Origin of the sequence: Ketobacter sp. GenoA1, assembly GCF_003671475.1 — a bacterium.
Taxonomy (GTDB): domain Bacteria; phylum Pseudomonadota; class Gammaproteobacteria; order Pseudomonadales; family Ketobacteraceae; genus Ketobacter.
Genome location: NZ_RCHM01000044.1, coordinates 111,093 through 127,495, shown reverse-complemented (window position 1 = coordinate 127,495; position 16,403 = coordinate 111,093). Strand labels below are relative to the sequence as shown.

15 protein-coding genes are annotated in these 16,403 nt (G+C 54.1%); 10 read left to right on the top strand and 5 right to left on the bottom strand.

The window, feature by feature from the left end; translation table 11 throughout:
- A complete protein-coding gene (locus tag D9N13_RS19895; protein WP_290593611.1) occupies positions 1 to 2,808 on the bottom strand; it encodes a hybrid sensor histidine kinase/response regulator in 2,808 nt (935 codons plus the stop codon).
- A 241-nt stretch (positions 2,809 to 3,049) separates the two neighbouring features.
- On the opposite strand from D9N13_RS19895, the gene D9N13_RS19890 reads away from it, so the two are divergent.
- Complete coding sequence (locus tag D9N13_RS19890) at positions 3,050 to 4,843, top strand: long-chain-acyl-CoA synthetase (protein WP_290593609.1); 1,794 nt, start codon at positions 3,050 to 3,052, stop codon at positions 4,841 to 4,843.
- Positions 4,844 to 4,868: 25 nt separating this feature from the next.
- Here the strand turns inward: D9N13_RS19890 and D9N13_RS19885 are convergent, their stop codons facing one another.
- Positions 4,869 to 5,885, bottom strand: a complete 1,017-nt coding sequence (locus D9N13_RS19885; protein WP_290593607.1) for an AraC family transcriptional regulator — start codon at positions 5,883 to 5,885, stop codon at positions 4,869 to 4,871.
- Between the two features lie 259 nt (positions 5,886 to 6,144).
- Between D9N13_RS19885 and D9N13_RS19880 the strand changes: the two genes are divergently transcribed.
- Together D9N13_RS19880 and D9N13_RS19875 are read left to right on the top strand one after the other, a co-directional pair.
- A complete protein-coding gene (locus D9N13_RS19880; protein ID WP_290593605.1) occupies positions 6,145 to 6,504 on the top strand; it encodes a hypothetical protein in 360 nt (119 codons plus the stop codon).
- Between the two features lie 53 nt (positions 6,505 to 6,557).
- Positions 6,558 to 7,961 carry a WS/DGAT/MGAT family O-acyltransferase gene (locus D9N13_RS19875; RefSeq protein WP_290593603.1) on the top strand — a complete coding sequence of 468 codons (1,404 nt, stop codon included), beginning with the start codon at positions 6,558 to 6,560 and terminating at the stop codon, positions 7,959 to 7,961.
- A gap of 60 nt (positions 7,962 to 8,021) precedes the next feature.
- Here the strand turns inward: D9N13_RS19875 and D9N13_RS19870 are convergent, their stop codons facing one another.
- Complete coding sequence (locus D9N13_RS19870; protein WP_290593601.1) at positions 8,022 to 8,648, bottom strand: LON peptidase substrate-binding domain-containing protein; 627 nt, start codon at positions 8,646 to 8,648, stop codon at positions 8,022 to 8,024.
- A gap of 267 nt (positions 8,649 to 8,915) precedes the next feature.
- Here D9N13_RS19870 and D9N13_RS19865 point away from each other — a divergent pair, with 267 nt between their 5' ends.
- Positions 8,916 to 9,635 carry a mobilization protein gene (locus D9N13_RS19865; protein WP_290593599.1) on the top strand — a complete coding sequence of 240 codons (720 nt, stop codon included), beginning with the start codon at positions 8,916 to 8,918 and terminating at the stop codon, positions 9,633 to 9,635.
- A gap of 71 nt (positions 9,636 to 9,706) precedes the next feature.
- Here D9N13_RS19865 and D9N13_RS19860 read toward each other — a convergent pair whose 3' ends face one another.
- Both D9N13_RS19860 and D9N13_RS19855 read right to left on the bottom strand, forming a co-directional pair.
- On the bottom strand, positions 9,707 to 10,423 hold the full coding sequence (locus D9N13_RS19860; RefSeq protein ID WP_290593597.1) for a hypothetical protein: 717 nt from the start codon (positions 10,421 to 10,423) through the stop codon (positions 9,707 to 9,709).
- Between the two features lie 112 nt (positions 10,424 to 10,535).
- Positions 10,536 to 11,471 carry a dienelactone hydrolase family protein gene (locus D9N13_RS19855; RefSeq protein WP_290593595.1) on the bottom strand — a complete coding sequence of 312 codons (936 nt, stop codon included), beginning with the start codon at positions 11,469 to 11,471 and terminating at the stop codon, positions 10,536 to 10,538.
- 348 nt (positions 11,472 to 11,819) lie between these two features.
- Here D9N13_RS19855 and D9N13_RS19850 point away from each other — a divergent pair, with 348 nt between their 5' ends.
- The 6 genes from D9N13_RS19850 to D9N13_RS19825 all read left to right on the top strand — a co-directional run bounded on the left by D9N13_RS19850 (position 11,820) and on the right by D9N13_RS19825 (position 16,390).
- Complete coding sequence (locus D9N13_RS19850; RefSeq protein WP_290593593.1) at positions 11,820 to 12,251, top strand: group III truncated hemoglobin; 432 nt, start codon at positions 11,820 to 11,822, stop codon at positions 12,249 to 12,251.
- Positions 12,252 to 12,339: 88 nt separating this feature from the next.
- The gene (locus D9N13_RS19845; RefSeq protein WP_290593591.1) at positions 12,340 to 13,188 is read left to right on the top strand and encodes a thioesterase family protein; all 849 of its coding nucleotides are present in this window, start codon (positions 12,340 to 12,342) and stop codon (positions 13,186 to 13,188) included.
- Positions 13,189 to 13,278: 90 nt separating this feature from the next.
- Positions 13,279 to 13,740: a Zn(2+)-responsive transcriptional regulator gene (gene zntR / locus D9N13_RS19840; RefSeq protein WP_290593589.1), complete on the top strand. Its 462-nt coding sequence runs from the start codon at positions 13,279 to 13,281 to the stop codon at positions 13,738 to 13,740.
- A complete protein-coding gene (locus D9N13_RS19835; RefSeq protein WP_290593587.1) occupies positions 13,724 to 14,827 on the top strand; it encodes an SO_0444 family Cu/Zn efflux transporter in 1,104 nt (367 codons plus the stop codon). Before zntR ends, D9N13_RS19835 begins: the two co-directional genes overlap by 17 nt.
- Positions 14,828 to 14,865: 38 nt before the next feature.
- On the top strand, positions 14,866 to 15,207 hold the full coding sequence (locus D9N13_RS19830) for a DUF3703 domain-containing protein (RefSeq protein ID WP_290593585.1): 342 nt from the start codon (positions 14,866 to 14,868) through the stop codon (positions 15,205 to 15,207).
- A 136-nt stretch (positions 15,208 to 15,343) separates the two neighbouring features.
- Positions 15,344 to 16,390: a DUF5924 family protein gene (locus D9N13_RS19825; RefSeq protein WP_290593583.1), complete on the top strand. Its 1,047-nt coding sequence runs from the start codon at positions 15,344 to 15,346 to the stop codon at positions 16,388 to 16,390.
- Positions 16,391 to 16,403 lie beyond the last annotated feature (13 nt).

Sequence of the window (16,403 nt, the reverse complement as noted above, 5' to 3'; positions counted from 1 at the left end):
TCAGAGGAGGGGCGCGGGCCCCTCCTCTGCTGTCTCGTCTGCCGTTGTTGTCTGTTGGTTGCAATGACGATTCAACAGAATTTTCAGTTCTGCCATAACAATGGGTTTGGACAGAAAATCATTCATTCCCACTTCAAAACAACGATCCCGGTAGTTTTTCATGGCGTGGGCACTCAGGGCGCAGATGGTTTGCTGCGCTCTGTTGTTGTGAAGCTCCCACTGCCGTATGCGTAATGTGGCCTCGTAACCATCGATGCCGGGCATTTCGCAATCCATAAAGATAAGGTCATATTGATGATTAATACCAATGATTTTATCCAGCGCTTCCTGCCCTGAGGCAGCGCAATCAGGATGCACATTCAGTTTGCTCAGATATCCACAGATGACCTTGGTGTTAACCGGATTATCATCCACCACCAATATTTTGGTGCCGCTAAAATCGGAACGAATCAATGGTGTCGTGGGCAGTTTTCGATTGAAGCCGATGCGATCCAGCAGAGCAAGCTGAATGGCCGAGATGCAGACCGGATACTCTTCAAAGATAGGCGCCTTATTCCCACCCTTTATCCGGTCGCGGGGAAAACCTGCTTTGACGGTCAGCACCAGGTTGGTATCCATCAATGCAGGATTATCCTGTATGAAATGGTTGACCTGATCACAGGTGAAGTCTTCACAGTACTGATCAATCAGCACAAAATGAAAGAAAACCTGCTGCTGGCCCGTTTGCTGTTTGGTCATTTCATTGAGCTGGTGTTGAGCCTCATGGAGCGAATGGCAGATAGATAATTGAAACCCCCACATTGCGCGGTAGTCATCGATTAGACGGGTAAATCGCCGATCAGGGCAAATCAGCAGGATGCGCAATTGGGCGGCCAGTGGCTTCAGATCTTCCGGGTTACTCAAGTTGAACTGCTTTGGGGATACCAATGGCAGGGTAAACCAGAACGTTGAACCTGCTCCGATGGTACTCTGTAGACCGATGTTGCCCCCCATCAGTTCAACAAAGCGTTTGGATATGGAAAGCCCCAGGCCGGTTCCACCATACTGGCGGCTGGTGGATCGCTCTGCCTGGGTGAATTGCTCAAAGATAGAGCGCTTTTTGTGCTCGGGAACACCAACACCGGAATCACTCACTTTGATGATCAGTTGAGTGGCGTCAGCATCGCAGTCGGCGGTTAGTGTAACCTGACCTTCATGGGTGAATTTGAACGCGTTGCTGAGCAAATTGCTTAGAATCTGGCGCACACGTGTGGCATCCCCGTTGATGCTGGCAGGTACACGGGGTGATACATAAATATTGAAGTAGAGCGCCTTGTCCCTCGCCACCACCGAAAAAATACTGGCGGTATCATCGATCAGCCTGCGGACCGGGTAGGAAACGGATTCCAGTTCCAGCTTGCCCGCCTCTATCTTAGAGTAATCCAGAATGTCGTTCAGCACCGTCATCAGGGTTTTACCCGAGCTGAGAATGGTGTTGAGATAGCTGGACTGTTGTTGATCCAGTTTGGTGTCCTGCAGCAGCTCTGCCATGCCCAGAATGCCGTTCATGGGGGTACGGATTTCGTGGCTCATAGTAGCCAGAAACTCGCTTTTGGTTTTTGTTAACAAGTGTGCCTCACGTTTTTCCCGATCCAACGATTTGATACGATGGGCCAAGCCCAGGGATAACAGTGTGACTTCAATCATGTTGCCCACTTGGAGCGAATATTCGGTAAACGCGGTAATAGGCAGAAAGCCCATGACATAGGCGTCATACACGCTCACCGCCGATACCAGAACAAACCATGCCAAGGTATAGAAGGGTGCTGCCGGCACACCCTTGCGCCACATCAGCATGCCAACAATGGCCAGTGAAAGGCTGCCGGGAATCAGAATAATTACCACCACGTAAACCAGCCACACAGCCGGATAGATGGCCCCCAATGCCGCCAGCACCAGCCAGGTTCTGAACAGGTAGCGGTAAGCGTGCGCAATTCGAGGTGCGTACTGATTGAGAGAAAGGAAATGCACGGTAAACGGTATGCTGGCGGCAGAGCCCAGGGCGGTAATGATCAGCGACATCTGGAAATCGAAACCGGGATTGCTCGGCCACAAATATTCGATCGCCAGACCGCGTTCGATCATGATAAATGCAGCCAGGCACACTATGAAAAAGCTATAGGTGCCGTAGCTGCGATCACGCACAAAGAAATAAATACACAGGTTGTACAGCGCCATGATCGAAACCACACCGAAATAGATACCCTGAAACAGAATGCGGGCCTCATTGCGTCGTTCAAGTTGCTCCGGTGTCCATACATTGAGCGGCAGCTTCATGGGGTAGCGGCTTTGAAAACGCATGTAAATCCGAAGCGGCTGGTGGGCCTGTACCTCAATGGGAAAAATGAAGTTGCGCGCAGGGTAGGGGCGCTCATGGATGGGAAGGTGATCCCCTACACTAAAACGTGAATGCAGGTCCTGACCGGTGGTATTCAGTTTGTAAACGAAGACCTCAAGATGATCAATCTTGTGATTGGCCACTTCCAGCATGAGATTCCGGCGCTGCTGATCAGAGGGAATATCGAAGCGGACCCACACCACATCATCGGTGAAGCCCATATTAAGCTCTGAACGCTGAATGGGCTCCCAGTGTGCATTGAGGTTCCGTGGATCTTCATCAGGAACAGCATTCGTTTTTGCTTGCACAAAATAGGACAGTGGCGGTGTTAATTCCGCTGCGTTATGCGTGAGAGCCATACTGGTTCCGGGCAGCAGATAGCTGACCAGTAACCAGATCATGGTCACGACCGTGGTGCCGCTGGTGTTCATGGAGTCCCCAATTAATCATGAAACAGGTTGTGGCCTTTTCTTTGAGTGTAATGGGTGATTGAAAACTGTGCCAGTCATCCCCCATTTGTGATCCACTGTTTGAGCTGGGTTCAACATGTGACCATATATGCGACCTCATTTAGTTAACTCAGGGTAAGAAATTGCGCTCCGTGGGTAATCCGGGTTGCAGTACACTTGCGGAGGTTTTTCTTCGTTTTAAGGCTGCAAAGGGCGTATAACAATGGGTGCTGTGACTGATGTGTTGACCATGCTGGGTGTGATTAGAAAAGCCTTAAAGCTCAAGCCGCTACCCGGCGATACCCCGCTCAGTTTGGGCTCGATGGTTGCGCAGCGGGCACAGCAATCGCCGGATAACGTCATGGTGGTGTTTGAGGGGGTCACCCTGACCTGGGGACAGTTCAATACTAAGGCGAACCAGATGGCCCACTACCTTAAGAGTCAGGGTGTCAAAAAAGGGGATGCCGTGGCGCTGTTGATGGAAAATCGTATCGAGAACCTGGCCTGTGTTACCGCACTCGCCAAGATTGGTGCCGTTGCCGCCATGATCAATACCAGTCTTACTGAGGCGCCATTGTTACACTGCATTAAGTCTGTCGCTTCGGTAAAAATCATCGTGGGGCAAGAGCTGTTATCACCCTTGTCTGAGATAAGGTCAGAACTCGGTCTGGCAAGCAATGATATATTCTGGGTTCAAGATGCCGCGCTGTCCGGGGCAGGCGTAGCCCCGGAATGGGCCGTAGCGTTGGATTTTGAGGGGCAACCGGGTACGGATCTGCCGCAAACCGCAGAGGTTACCCTGAGTGACCTGGCATACTATATTTTCACGTCCGGTACCACCGGGCTACCCAAAGCATCACGGATTACCCATGACCGTCACTACAGGATGAGCCTGGGCTTCTCAAGTATTCTGCTCAACATGTCTGAGCAGGACCGTATTTACGCCTGCCTGCCACTCTATCATTCCAGCGGAATGTTCATCTGTTTTGGCTCAATCATACACAGCGGTGGTTCCATGTTCCTGCGGCGCAAATTTTCTGCCAGCAACCTGCTGCGGGAGGCGCGCCAGCATCAGACCACTTGTTTTGCCTATATAGGCGAGTTGTGCCGCTATCTGTTACATCAAGCACCACAGCCTGATGATGCCGATAATCCTATTCGGAAGTGTGTCGGTAATGGCCTGCGCCCGGATATCTGGATGGAATTTAAAACCCGATTTGGCATTGAACGGGTGGGAGAGTTTTATGGAGCCAGTGAAGGAAACGCAGGTTGCGTGAATGCCTTCAATAAGGATTGCACGGTTGGTTTTTGTGGCGCCAGACACGCCCTGGTGCGCTACGATGTTCTGAATGATGAATTATTGAGGAACAGAAAAGGGTTCTGCCAAAAAGTAAAGAAGGGCGAAGCGGGATTGATGTTAATGGAAATATCAAAAGACGCCGTGTTTGATGGTTACGTTGATCCCGGTGCCACACAGAAAAAGATACTGACCGACGTATTCAAAAAGGGTGACCGCTATTTCAATTCCGGTGATTTACTTAAGCAGGTGGATGTAGGGTTTGCTTTGGGTTTGCCACACTATCAATTCGTGGATCGGGTGGGGGATACTTACCGTTGGAAAGGGGAGAACGTTTCAACCAACGAAATAGGTGAGATTATCAATGGCGCCGACTCCGTTGCGTACTGCAATGTCTACGGTGTGCAGCTGCCCGGCACCGATGGTCGCGCCGGAATGGTGGCTATATCAGCAAAGCACGGCAGCCTGCAGCTGCCGGCTATCTCACAACACATCATCGAAAAAGTCCCTTCTTATGCCCGCCCCCTGTTTATTCGCCAGGTAATGGATATGGATACCACCGGCACTTTCAAAATGAAAAAGGGTGAGTTGAGGGAGCAAGCGTATCATTTGGATCAGTGTCCCGATCCCCTGTTTGTGTTGAAGCCGGGATCAAATGAGTATGAGGCATTGGATCGGGCATTCTATCAGCAGATACTGGCGGGCACGGCAGGCTATTAATCAGGTGGGATGAGCTGTGGTTTGCTCAGGTAAAAGGTTGCCGCTCCAGCTGGTTGCGATACTTGCCCGGCGGCAGTCCGAACCAGCGTTTGGTGGCACGATAGAAGTTACTCAAATCCAGAAAGCCCAGTAGTTGGGAAATCTCCATCAGGCTGAGCGCAGAGTTAGCCAGGTACTGTTCCGCCAGTTCCTGCCGGGTTTGATCCAGCACGTCCTGATAGGTGAGATCTTCCTGCTTCAATTTGCGTTGTAAGGTACGCTCGGACATGTGCATGGCACGGGCAATGTCGGACAATCTGGGTTCACCATAGCGCAAACCACGCAGGATTTCGGTATACACACGATACTGTATAGAGGCGAAACCCATCCGTGCCATCTGTTCCCGCAATACGTTTTGATGCAGCTCGCACACCATTGCGCTTTCAGTGGGTAATTCTGCGGTCAGGATTTCGGTGCTGAACAGAAAGCGGTTCTCAGCCTGTTCAAAGCTTTGCGGGCAGCCAAAGGCCGCCTGGTAAGGGCGGGTATCCGGCGGTGCAGCAAAGGTCCATTCCTGCAGCAGAGGCACAATGTTCTGCCGGGTAATCCAGGTGCAGAGCATCAATGTGGTAAGAAAGCTGAATTCAATGCGGGTACGAAACGCGTAGTGATGCTTGGCCAGGGACAGATAAATCCAGTAGCCCCGGTCATCAGCTTCCAGATTCATACTGACGTCTTCCGATACCACTGCCAGATTTTGCTGCAGGATACGCAACCCATCCAGCAGTGTGGGGCTTGCCATCATGGCGAACCCCACCTGATGCAGGCCACCGTAGCGGTCGCATAATTCACGGCGCAGTCCCAGGTGACGGTTGCCGGTTTGCAGTACCGCAGCATCCCACAGGTGGCCTACATATTCGCTGGGGTAACGCACGTCACTGTCCTGCAGCTCTCGTTCGCACAAGCCGCAGTCCTGCAACATAGGGCCGACATTGACGCCTTCGGCGGCAAACATATCACATAGGTTCTTCAGCCAGGAGGCCGACGCAGTCCTTTGAGTCATAATCGTTGTTTGTTGTTGTAATACTCGATTGTAGGCATGCTGAATTCACAGATTCAAGGGGTGAATTGTGTAGTGACTGTAGACCGTTACTAACGGTGTGCTGCGCAACCACCGGCTTGTATGGTCCAATTCCTCTTGTTAGGGGCACATTAGTGTTTCGGGTCACAGATTTTGTCATTTGTGGCCAGTGTGGGGCCGATAGCCAATCCGTACAATTTCGTCTCATATGGAAAGGATGAAACATGTAAAGGTGTACATAATGACGCAACAATTTGCCTACATACGCTACCGGGCCTCGGCGGTGCTGTTTGATCTGGTACAACACTACATTGATAGTGTAATGATCCATCCGCTGGCCAACCTGTGGGTGTTTGAAAAACCGGTTGAGATTCTCAACCTGGGGCCGTTTATGCGCCGTATGGCGGTTAGCACGGTGTCGACGGTGAAGAAGGCCACGCATTCGTTGATTAATACCCTGGTGCCCAGAATTTCGGAGGCACAAACCGTTGCCGCAGCGGAGTATTTTTCTGGTATTGTTGGCCCCGGCCCGTTCAGCCGGGAATTCGGACCCATCCCGGAACCCTTTATCGCCCTGCGTACGGCGCGAACAATCAGGTAACGCTCCGTCAAATGCAAATGACGAACCGCCATATGAAAGGAATCTCCTCTGTTATGAAACCCCTTAGTGCAACCGATAATCTGTTTTTGATGCTGGAGAAACGACAACAGCCCACTCATATTGCGGGTCTGCAGTTGTTCGATTTTCCGGAGGATGCCCCCAACAACTTTGTTACGCAATTTGCAGAGGCTTTACGTGCCTACAATCAGCCGGTAGCACCTTTCAACCAGCGGCTGCATTACCGTTTTGGCCGGCCCTATTGGAAGCACGATGGGCAGTTTGATCTTGAGCATCATTTTCGTCATGTGGCGCTGCCCAAACCGGGCCGCATTCGGGAGTTGTTGGCCCTGGTGTCGGCAGAACACAGCAATTTGATGGACCGGGAGCGGCCGCTGTGGGAATGCTGTTTGATTGAGGGGTTGAAAGGTCGAAGATTCGCTGTTTACGGCAAGCAGCACCATGCCATTATGGATGGCATGTCCGCCATGCGGCTGGGCACCAAGATGCTGTCCAATGATCCCGCTGAGCGTGATATGGCCCCGGTGTGGGCTTTCGATCTGCAATCCAGGTCCAATCACAGGATTACCAACCGGTTTGATGCCACTACCGTTATCGCCTCCGCCCGGGCCGGCATTCGTGCCAATCTGGCGGCCATTCCGCACGTGGCCAGAGCCCTGCAGGATAGCTGGTATAAATCGAAAACCGATGTGGACTACACCAGTATTTTCCAGGCACCGCAGTGTGTGCTGAATGAGCGCATCACCGGATCCCGCCGGTTTGCGGCCGAATCCTATTCACTGGCCAGGATTCAGCGTATCGCCAAGGCCTTCGATGCCACCATAAATGATGTGGTGCTGGCCATTTGCGGCAGCGCGTTGCGGGATTACCTGTCGGAACAGAGTGCTTTGCCACAGCAACCGTTGATCGCTGCCATACCGGTTTCCCTGCGTCAGGATGACAGCATTGGAGGCAATGAAATTGTCACCATACTGGCCAACCTGGGCACCCATGTGGCGGATGCGGCACAGCGTATGTCCATCGTTAAAGCCTCGGTTCAGGAAGCCAAGCAGCGCCTGGGCAGTATGACGCGGCAGGAAATCATGGCCTACACGGCCCTGATGTTGACGCCGGCAGGCATGCAGATGCTGACGGGCATGATGCCCAGATGGCAGGCGTTCAATGTGCTGATCTCCAATGTGCCCGGTCCGAAAGAACCGTTGTACTGGAATGGTGCCCGCCTGCGGGGCATGTATCCGGTTTCCATGCCGCTGGACCGCCTGGCGCTGAACATCACCATTCTGAGCTACTATGATCAACTGGAATTCGGCCTCACCGCCTGTCGACGCACGCTACCGTCCATGCAACGCATGCTGGCCCATCTGGAAACCGGGATTGAGGGGTTGGAAGCGGCCGCGGGCCTGAACAGTCTGCGCCGCAATGAGCGGCAGCTGGCATAAGATCAATAGATGCAGCATCACATGATGGCGTTTGCAGGGGGATATACAGGCCGGTGCGGTTCAATGGCCGGAACCGCTTTGACTCTGCACCAGCTCGGTAAGCGCTCTGCGTAATCCGGTCCACCGTTGCTGATGATCATCGCATTGAATCAACTGCTGTTTTGTCGGCACGGGAATGGGGAGCAGCATGATCAGATAATTCATCACCTGTTCACCGGTCAGTTCATCCCCAAAATATTCACTCAATCCGTTGACGATCATCAGCTCATCCAGCAGGTCCGTCAGCTCCTCAAGTTCCGCCCGGCCCGCTTGGCCGGATTCCGGGCGCGGCTCTCCTTGGGCAAGCCATAATCCATCGGCTTGTTGATGAATCCCGGACAGGTCTTGCCGTTGCGATCCCTCAATGGTGATGGCCAGCAGACCGTTCTCACGTTGTCCGAAGTCGACGATCTGGGCCTGCGTGCCAAGCGGATAGAACGGGGGGGTTGATTGTGCTGTTTCCCCCGGGCGAATCACCTCCCGGGTTTCCGAGCCCGGCTCCAACAGGGCCACCACAAAGCCTGTACCCGCTTTCATGCAGGAGGACACCATATCCAGATAGCGTTGTTCAAAAATCTGCAATGGCATTTTACATCCCGGTAAAAGCGGTGTATTCAGCGGAAAGACAGGAATAAGGTCACCGGACATACGCAACTCCACCCGTAATGTTGATCGTTAAAAGGCTGGTATAACATGCCCGGAGAGGCTTTGCCCAGTGCCGGGCCTTAATTTACCCTGCGGTACCTGCGGTACCTGCGGTAATAAGGGGGCCTCTGCCGGAATGCACCATGAATTGGCACATCGGCGTATCTTCCATGGCGCCCCGATATTTACTTTTATCTGACACCAGATAAACGTACCATCACTGCTGTTAGGCCGCTTCGGGCAACTTGAACTGATTGAAAGGGGTGATCCATGGCAGGACTGCATTTTATCGGTGGTGAAAAAGGTGGGGTTGGCAAATCGTTCACGGCGCGGTTGCTGGCGCAGTATTTTGTCGATAAACAATTACCCTTTGTGGGGTTTGATTCTGATCAGTCACACGGCACGTTTTCCCGTTTCTACCGTGACTTTACCCACCCACTGAACACCCGTTCATTTGATAGTCTGGATCGCATCGTCGAACTTGCTGAATCCGCGCCACAAAACAATATCATTGTGGATCTGGCCGCCCAGACCTTCGACAATCTGAGCCAGTGGTTGGAAGAAAGCCAGATACTGGAAATTTTTGCCGAGCTTGGTTTCGATGTGTATATGTGGCACGTAATGGACGACGGCGCGGATTCCCTGGCGTTACTGGGCAAAACCATGGAGCGTTTCCGTACCGAGCAGGTTCGCCTCGTGGTGGTGGAAAACAGAGGTCGGGGAGACAATTTTGATCTGGTGGAGCAGTCCTCCACTTTTGGCCGCGCCAAAAGCCTGGATGCCCATACGATGGTGTTGTCCAGGTTGCAGCCTTCTCTGGTCAGGAAAATCGACTTCAGTGATGCCAGTTTCTGGGCGGCGGCCAATAATCGTGATGTGATGTCCACGGTGGAGCGCCACCGGGTGGCGGCCTGGTTGAACAAGCAGTATCTGCAGATCGACAGTATCCTGGCGGACGAGCCGGTGGATCAATTGGAACCCATCACCTGACGGATTCGCGCCAATCTGATTAACGGCGCCCACTGGGAGCGCAACGAGTTATCCACCCGGCTCGGCGGCACCTAGAATTCTGCGTCCAGTTCTGCCAGGCGGTGGGCGATGACAGCAAGCCGTTGATCAGCCGCTGCCGCCACGTGGGTACAAAGCAGAGCATTGTGTACGGATTCCTCTGCCATGGAATTGGCGGCCACGTCCCTGCACAGCGTGATCAGGTCCTGTTCCTCTTCCAGTTTCCGGCGGTGCAGCTCCACATAGCGTGATCGCTCTTCCGCGCTGGCGTCACCACTGTCGATGCGCTGTTTCAGTGCGCGGTGCAATTCCATTTCTGCCAACATCTGCTCCACTTGCGTCGGTGTTTTCTCGGTGGGAATCATCAAGGTGTGGGGGTAAACCTCCTGCAAGTACTGAACCTGCATCTGCTGCGCCTGGCGCTGGGTGTCGTAGTCTGTTTCATCCGACACAGTTATAGCCTGCCCGGTGTCTGTTGCGGCCGGCGGCAGCTCATGGGCCCAGTGCGCCTGTGCCTGGGCAACGGCCTCGTGATCCTGAGAGGCACCGGGCGCGGGCTTTGGTTGCACGAGTGTGGGGCTTGGTGTGGGGATTGGTGTGGGAATTAGTACGGGAATCGCTTCCATTTGCTGGCGAACCAATGGCGCCGCATTCCGTTGCGTTAGCAGCAGGCTCAACGCAATCGCTGCAGCAGCGATTGCGCATCCAGCCAACCACCGCAGGCGCAGGGGATGGCGCCGGGTTGGTGTTGTCATGTCCTTGTCCCTCATGGTTGTTTTCCTTTTGTTTTCCACTGGTTTGGCGTGTAATCGGCTTGCAAAGCGCAACTGCGCCGGTGACGCAGTTGCGCGATCGAAAGCCTGGCTACCTTATGAGTCACGCTCAGTCCGGCAGATAGGCGGTGCGCCAGGTGGCCACGTCACGGCTCGGACGCCGAATGTAATCAACCCAGCGGGTGTCGCCGTCCAGAAAGGCTTTGTGAAACGCCAGGGCAATGCCCGCGACATCGCGATTGGCTGCGGTTGGAGAGCCCCAATCAAAATGTCCGGCGGACGCCACTTCGTAGAATACTTTTGGGATGCCGGCGGGGATAGCGTTGTAGACGCCGTCGGATTGCCCCAGTCCGCCCAGATAGGTGGCGTCCAGGGCGCCATTGAACAACAGGGTGGGGACCCGTGTATTATAACCCCGGGCATTCGGATCGATGGCGCTCAGATTATGGCCTGCCAGAGACATGGCGGTCTTCAGGCCGGCATATTCCGCCGCATTAATCCAGGTGGCGCCGCCGCCCATGGACCATCCCACTGCCCCGATTCTGCTGGTATCCAGCTTGCCCCGAAGCGGGCTGGCGGCGCGGTTGTTTTCCCCCTTTAACACATCCAGTACGGTTTTTTGCTGACGGGCGCGCTGATCAACGGTATCCAGGGTTGTAGTGGTGTCCATGGTCACCAATACAATGCCGTGGGACGCGAAAAACGGCCCCCACGCCGCATACATGAATTGCACGCCGGTGTAAGGCGGGGTGAACACCAGGCCGGAATAGGGTGGCTCGGCGTTGGCGGGATAGTAGACCGTGGCACCACCGGGTGTTTGCAATCGTGACAGGGAGTAGGAGCGATATCCGTACGGGCCGTTGCCACTATAGGAGCCCGGTGCCTCACTGCGGCAAAGGGCGGTGGCTGGGCATTCCCCCAGGGGGGCGTCTTGCGGGTCGGTGGGTGGAACCTGGCTCATGGCCAGGGAGTGGGTTGAGAGCAATCCGGTGGCCACCAGGGTCAGGGCTGCTATCCAGTTGGAAAAAGTGTTGTTGGGTTTCATGTTCGTTCCTTGTTCTAGCGTTGTGACATTGTGAAGCTCCTGCTAACTGCGACCCATTCAACAGCGTATGGTCTAGAGGGGATTTCGACTGCGCGACGAAACGCGGTAAGCATAAGCCGGTGCTGAATTTGAGTGCGACAGTCATTGGAGGATTTGGCCACGCTGAATAGGCTCAACAGTCCATTGACCAGGGGTGGGGGCACTGTCATTGGGCGTTATGCGCTGTGGCTAACGTATTTAGGTGCAATTTCCCCATGAACAGCAGGTGAAGATGTCCACTTGCAATTCACGCTGAGGCTTTCTAATCTGCGTAGCCAACTCCTTGCCGGATAACGAAGTAGGTTTTTAATGGCTGCATCACATGATCTGGATTCAGCGGAAGCGATCGGCGAGTTTGTAAAACGGTTTTACGCAAAGCTTTTGGATGATCCTCTGTTGTCTCCGGTTTTTTTACAGACCGCCGATATTGATATTGAAACGCACTTGCCCCGTATTGAAGCCTTCTGGCGGAAGTTACTGCTGCGGGAGACGGGTTACGATCGCCATATGATGAACATTCACCGCCAGATTCATCAGCGGCATGAATTTACCGCAGAACATTTCCAGCGTTGGTTACACCATTTTGATGCCACGCTGGATGAACACTACAGCGGGCGATACAGCGAGCGGGCCCGGTATCTGGGCCATTCCATTGCCAGGAATCTGCAGGAGGCACTGCTTAAGCCGGGGGATTTTTCCCAGCGCACCCGTTACATAGAGGATCGGGTGCCGTTCAATTGATATCGGATTGTCATTTCTCGTCATAGATCTGCGCCGAGCAGCTCACTATGATTCACCGGTTTACGAGCGCAATTAAGGTGTAGCATTGATGAGCCGAATGCAGATTCCGCCGGATTTTCCCGTCTTTCAACAGGTTGGAAACCAGATACTGCCTTCTCATCTGGCAAAAGGCCCCTGGTATCCCGGTACCCAGCATGGCAGTGCCATGTTGTTGCTGGCAGCCATGGCGGTGGAGCAGGTTCCCTCGGCTGTGCCGCGTCAGGTGACACGCCTGACGGTGGATATGCTGAGTGCGGCGCCCTTGGCGCCTATCGACTTGGTGGCCCACCTGCGCCGGAGTGGGCGCAACCTGGAGGCGTTGGATATTTCCATTTGCTCAAAAGGGCAGGAATACGTTCGTGCCAGTGCGCTGCGCTATGGGGTAGCCGACGTACCGGTGGCGGATCGATTGAAATGTGATGGCAATACCCCCGTATTGCCCCAGCCTCCGCGCCAGCCCTTCTTTGCCCAGATGCAAGATCAGGAAGGGTTCCATAACGCCATTGAAATTCGCATTGATCTCAAAGCGCAACCAGCGGTGATGTGGTTCCGCCTGAAACATCCGGTATTGCCGGGGCAACCGATCACCCCTTTGCAGCGGGTGGCGCTGGCGTCGGACTGGACCTACTCGGTACCCAGCTTTTCCCACCATATTCTGACGGGAGAGGCCTTTGACGCCCAACCGTTTTACGGAATCAATCCGGATACCACCATCAACCTGCACCGGCCGGCCGCAGGGGAATGGGTCGGTATTCAAACCCACGCCTCTTATTCCGATCTGGGCGCAGGTACCGTAATGGGGCAACTGTTTGATGAAACAGGGGCCATTGGGTTTTGCACCCAGTCCATTCTGGTGCGCAGGCGGGCCTCACCAGCCACCGGGAATTCCGCGCCATAGCGCCCCACCCCCCCCAGCAGGGAGCCTTCACGGAAAATTCACCACAAACAGTTGACTCTGGACCCCACTCCAAGGTTTATAGTAACTGTCATGAAGCGACCATTGTTGAAAATAGGCGAACTGGCCAACCTGGCCAACGTGTCCCAGGACACCCTGCGGTTCTATGAGAAGCACGGACTGATGCGGCCCAGTGCCCGCAGCGAGGCCGGTTACCGCCTGTATTCGGCACAAGACCTGCAGCGCATTCGGTTTATTCTCAGTGCGAAAGAGGTGGGTTTTACCCTCAAGGAGATAGAGGAACTGTTGGCACTGGAGGTGACCCGGGATGAGAAATCCTGCCAGGATGTGAAGAGCCTGGTGGACGAAAAGCTGGCAACGGTAACCCAGCGTATCCATGAACTGCAAAGAATCAAAAAGTCGTTACAGAGTTTGAGCGATGCCTGTTGTGGTGGCGATGAACCTGCTACCCATTGCACCATACTGGAAGCCCTCAGCGATCACGACGCCGGAAGTAGTTTGGTTGGAGGAAAGCATCATGACCTTATTAAGTAATTTTGTGCAGCTGTTTGTGGAGTCGGCGCCCTGGTTGATGTTGGGTTTGCTGGTGGCGGGCCTGTTGAAAGGGTTTATCCCGACGGATTTTCTGGCCAGGCACTTGGGTAAGCCCGGTTTTTTTTCCACCGTGAAAGCGGCCTTGCTGGGGGCACCCTTGCCGCTTTGTTCCTGCGGTGTGATTCCGGCGGCGTTGGGCTTACGTCGCAGTGGAGCCTCCAAAGCAGCCACCACATCGTTCCTGATCTCGACACCGGAAACGGGGGTGGATTCCATCTCTATTTCCTACGCGTTACTGGGTCCGTTCATGGCCGTCATCCGCCCAATTGCCGCCGTCACCAGCGCCATTACCGCCGGCGTATTGGTGGGTAAAGATCACAGCAGCAAGATTGACACTTCGGCTGGCAAGGCAGGGTCTGCCTGCTGTTCCAGCAAGCAGGCACCACAGCCAGACAGCTGTTGCGCCGGTGAGCCGCAACAGGCCACTGCCAAGAGCCGGGTTGCCTGGCCGGCGCGGTTAAAAGGCGGAATTCAGTTTACCTTTATTGATCTGGTGCGCGATATCACCCTGTGGTTATTGTTGGGGTTGGGGTTTGCCGCCGTGATTAAAACCTACGTACCCAATGAGTTTCTGGCGCAGTGGGGTGATGGCATGCTGGCGTTCGTTGCGATGGCGGTGATCGGTGTGCCCATGTACATCTGCGCCACCGCCTCTACCCCCATTGCCGCCGGGCTGTTGTTCTCCGGCGTGTCACCGGGCGCAGTGCTGGTTTTTATGCTGGTGGGCCCGGCCACCAATATAGCAACAGTGGGCTTGGTAAAACGGGAACTGGGTAATCGTGCTCTTGCTGCCTATCTGGGAAGCGTCGTGGGTGTCGGGTTTGCATTTGGGTTTTTGACGAACTACCTGGCTGAGTTATGGGCTATGGATTTTATGGTGCAGGCAGAGCATGCCCATGAGTTGTTGAGCCCGTCGCTGTCGTATGCGGCGAGTATAGTTCTGGCGTTGTTGATGCTGTACTCCCTTTACCGAAATCAATTGCTGCCTCGCCTGACAAGCGCCACTGTTGCGCACAATCAGGAATAAGCAACGCGAGACTGCAACCAGAAGTGAGAATAAAGCCGATGGATACATCCTTAAAGCAGGCCTACCGGCAGGAAATGGCGTTGGCAAAAAAATACTATCGGCAGCAGGATTATGATCTGACCTTTTATCATCTGGAACGCGCGCATATTCTGGGGCAGTGCTATGTGATCCCCCACACGCGTGCACATTGGTGGATGCTGAAAGTGGGTTGGCGGTGCGGCGATGCCCGCGAGATCCGCGGCCAAATCTTGCGTATTGCCGGTTCGCTGGTGTTGTCACGAATTTGGGTGCCGCTGGGTAACACCGGAGGTGCCGATGTCAGCCCCATCCAACCCATGGCGATTCCGGATGACCTGAAAGCGTTGCTGGAGTCTCGTTAGACGCTGGATTTGAGACGTGCGTAACAATCTGGCTTGAAATTTTATCCGTGCGTTGCAGTCACAGATGACAATAACAGCAGATAAAGTGGGATCAATGGGTTCTGGAAATATATTAATGGGGGTGGGAACCCCGCTTATGGCCATAATAAAATCAGTGTCGGCATGGGGGATGACGGTGCTCACCCGATATCCCGGGGTGGTGGCGGTGTTTGGCTTTGCCGCCGGTGTAAGCAGCTTTTTCCTGGTGGAGCGAGAACAGGAAATCTTTGCCCAGGCTCTGTCTATTTTGATGCTGGCCAGCTGGCTGTGGTTGGTGGCAGAAAACCTCCTGCATCGACAGATAAAGCGTTGGTTTGACGTTTCCCTGCCCCGTCCCATTCTGAAATTTTTAACGCAGTTGGTACATCAGGAAAGTCTCTTCTTCGTCATCCCGTTCTTTTTCGTCACGACCGCCTGGAACAGTGGACAGGCGATTTTCACCACTTTGCTCATCGGGTTTGGAATCATCTCCATCCTGGATCCGCTCTATTATCGCTGGTTGTCCCGCCGCCGCTGGTTGTATTTTATTTATCACAGCGTGACTTTGTTTGCGGTGTTGTTGACTGCGTTGCCAATGCTTTTGCACATCCCTACCGGTACCAGCTATCTGCACGCGTTGGTGATTGCCGTGATTCTGTCGGTGTTCAGCGTGGAGCGGGATCTGCCCTGGCGCTGGTATTGGAGCACGTTAATGGTGGCTGTGCTAATGGCCGCTGCCATCGGGTTTGGTATTCTGGTGCGGCCATGGGTTCCGCCCGCGTCCCTGTGGTTGACCGATGTGGCGATCACATCGGAAATTGATAATGCCCAACGGGCGCCACAAAACAAACTGTTGGTGGTGAGTGAAGGGCAATTAAAGAAGGGCTTGTATGCTTATACGTCGATACATGCACCACGAGGATTGCACGAGCGGATTTATCACGAATGGACTCTGAACGGTGAAACGGTGGATCGCATTGCCCTGGATATTCATGGTGGCCGGGAAGAGGGCTATCGCGCCTGGACCCACAAGCTTAATTTTCCGCTGCAGTCGCAAGGGCACTGGCAGATACGGGTCACAACGGAAGCGGGCCAGCTGATCGGAATCCTGCGTTTTTCCGTGGTGGAGGCATTGCGTGGTCAAATTCACAGGGTTGACTCGTAGTTCGGTGGCTTTA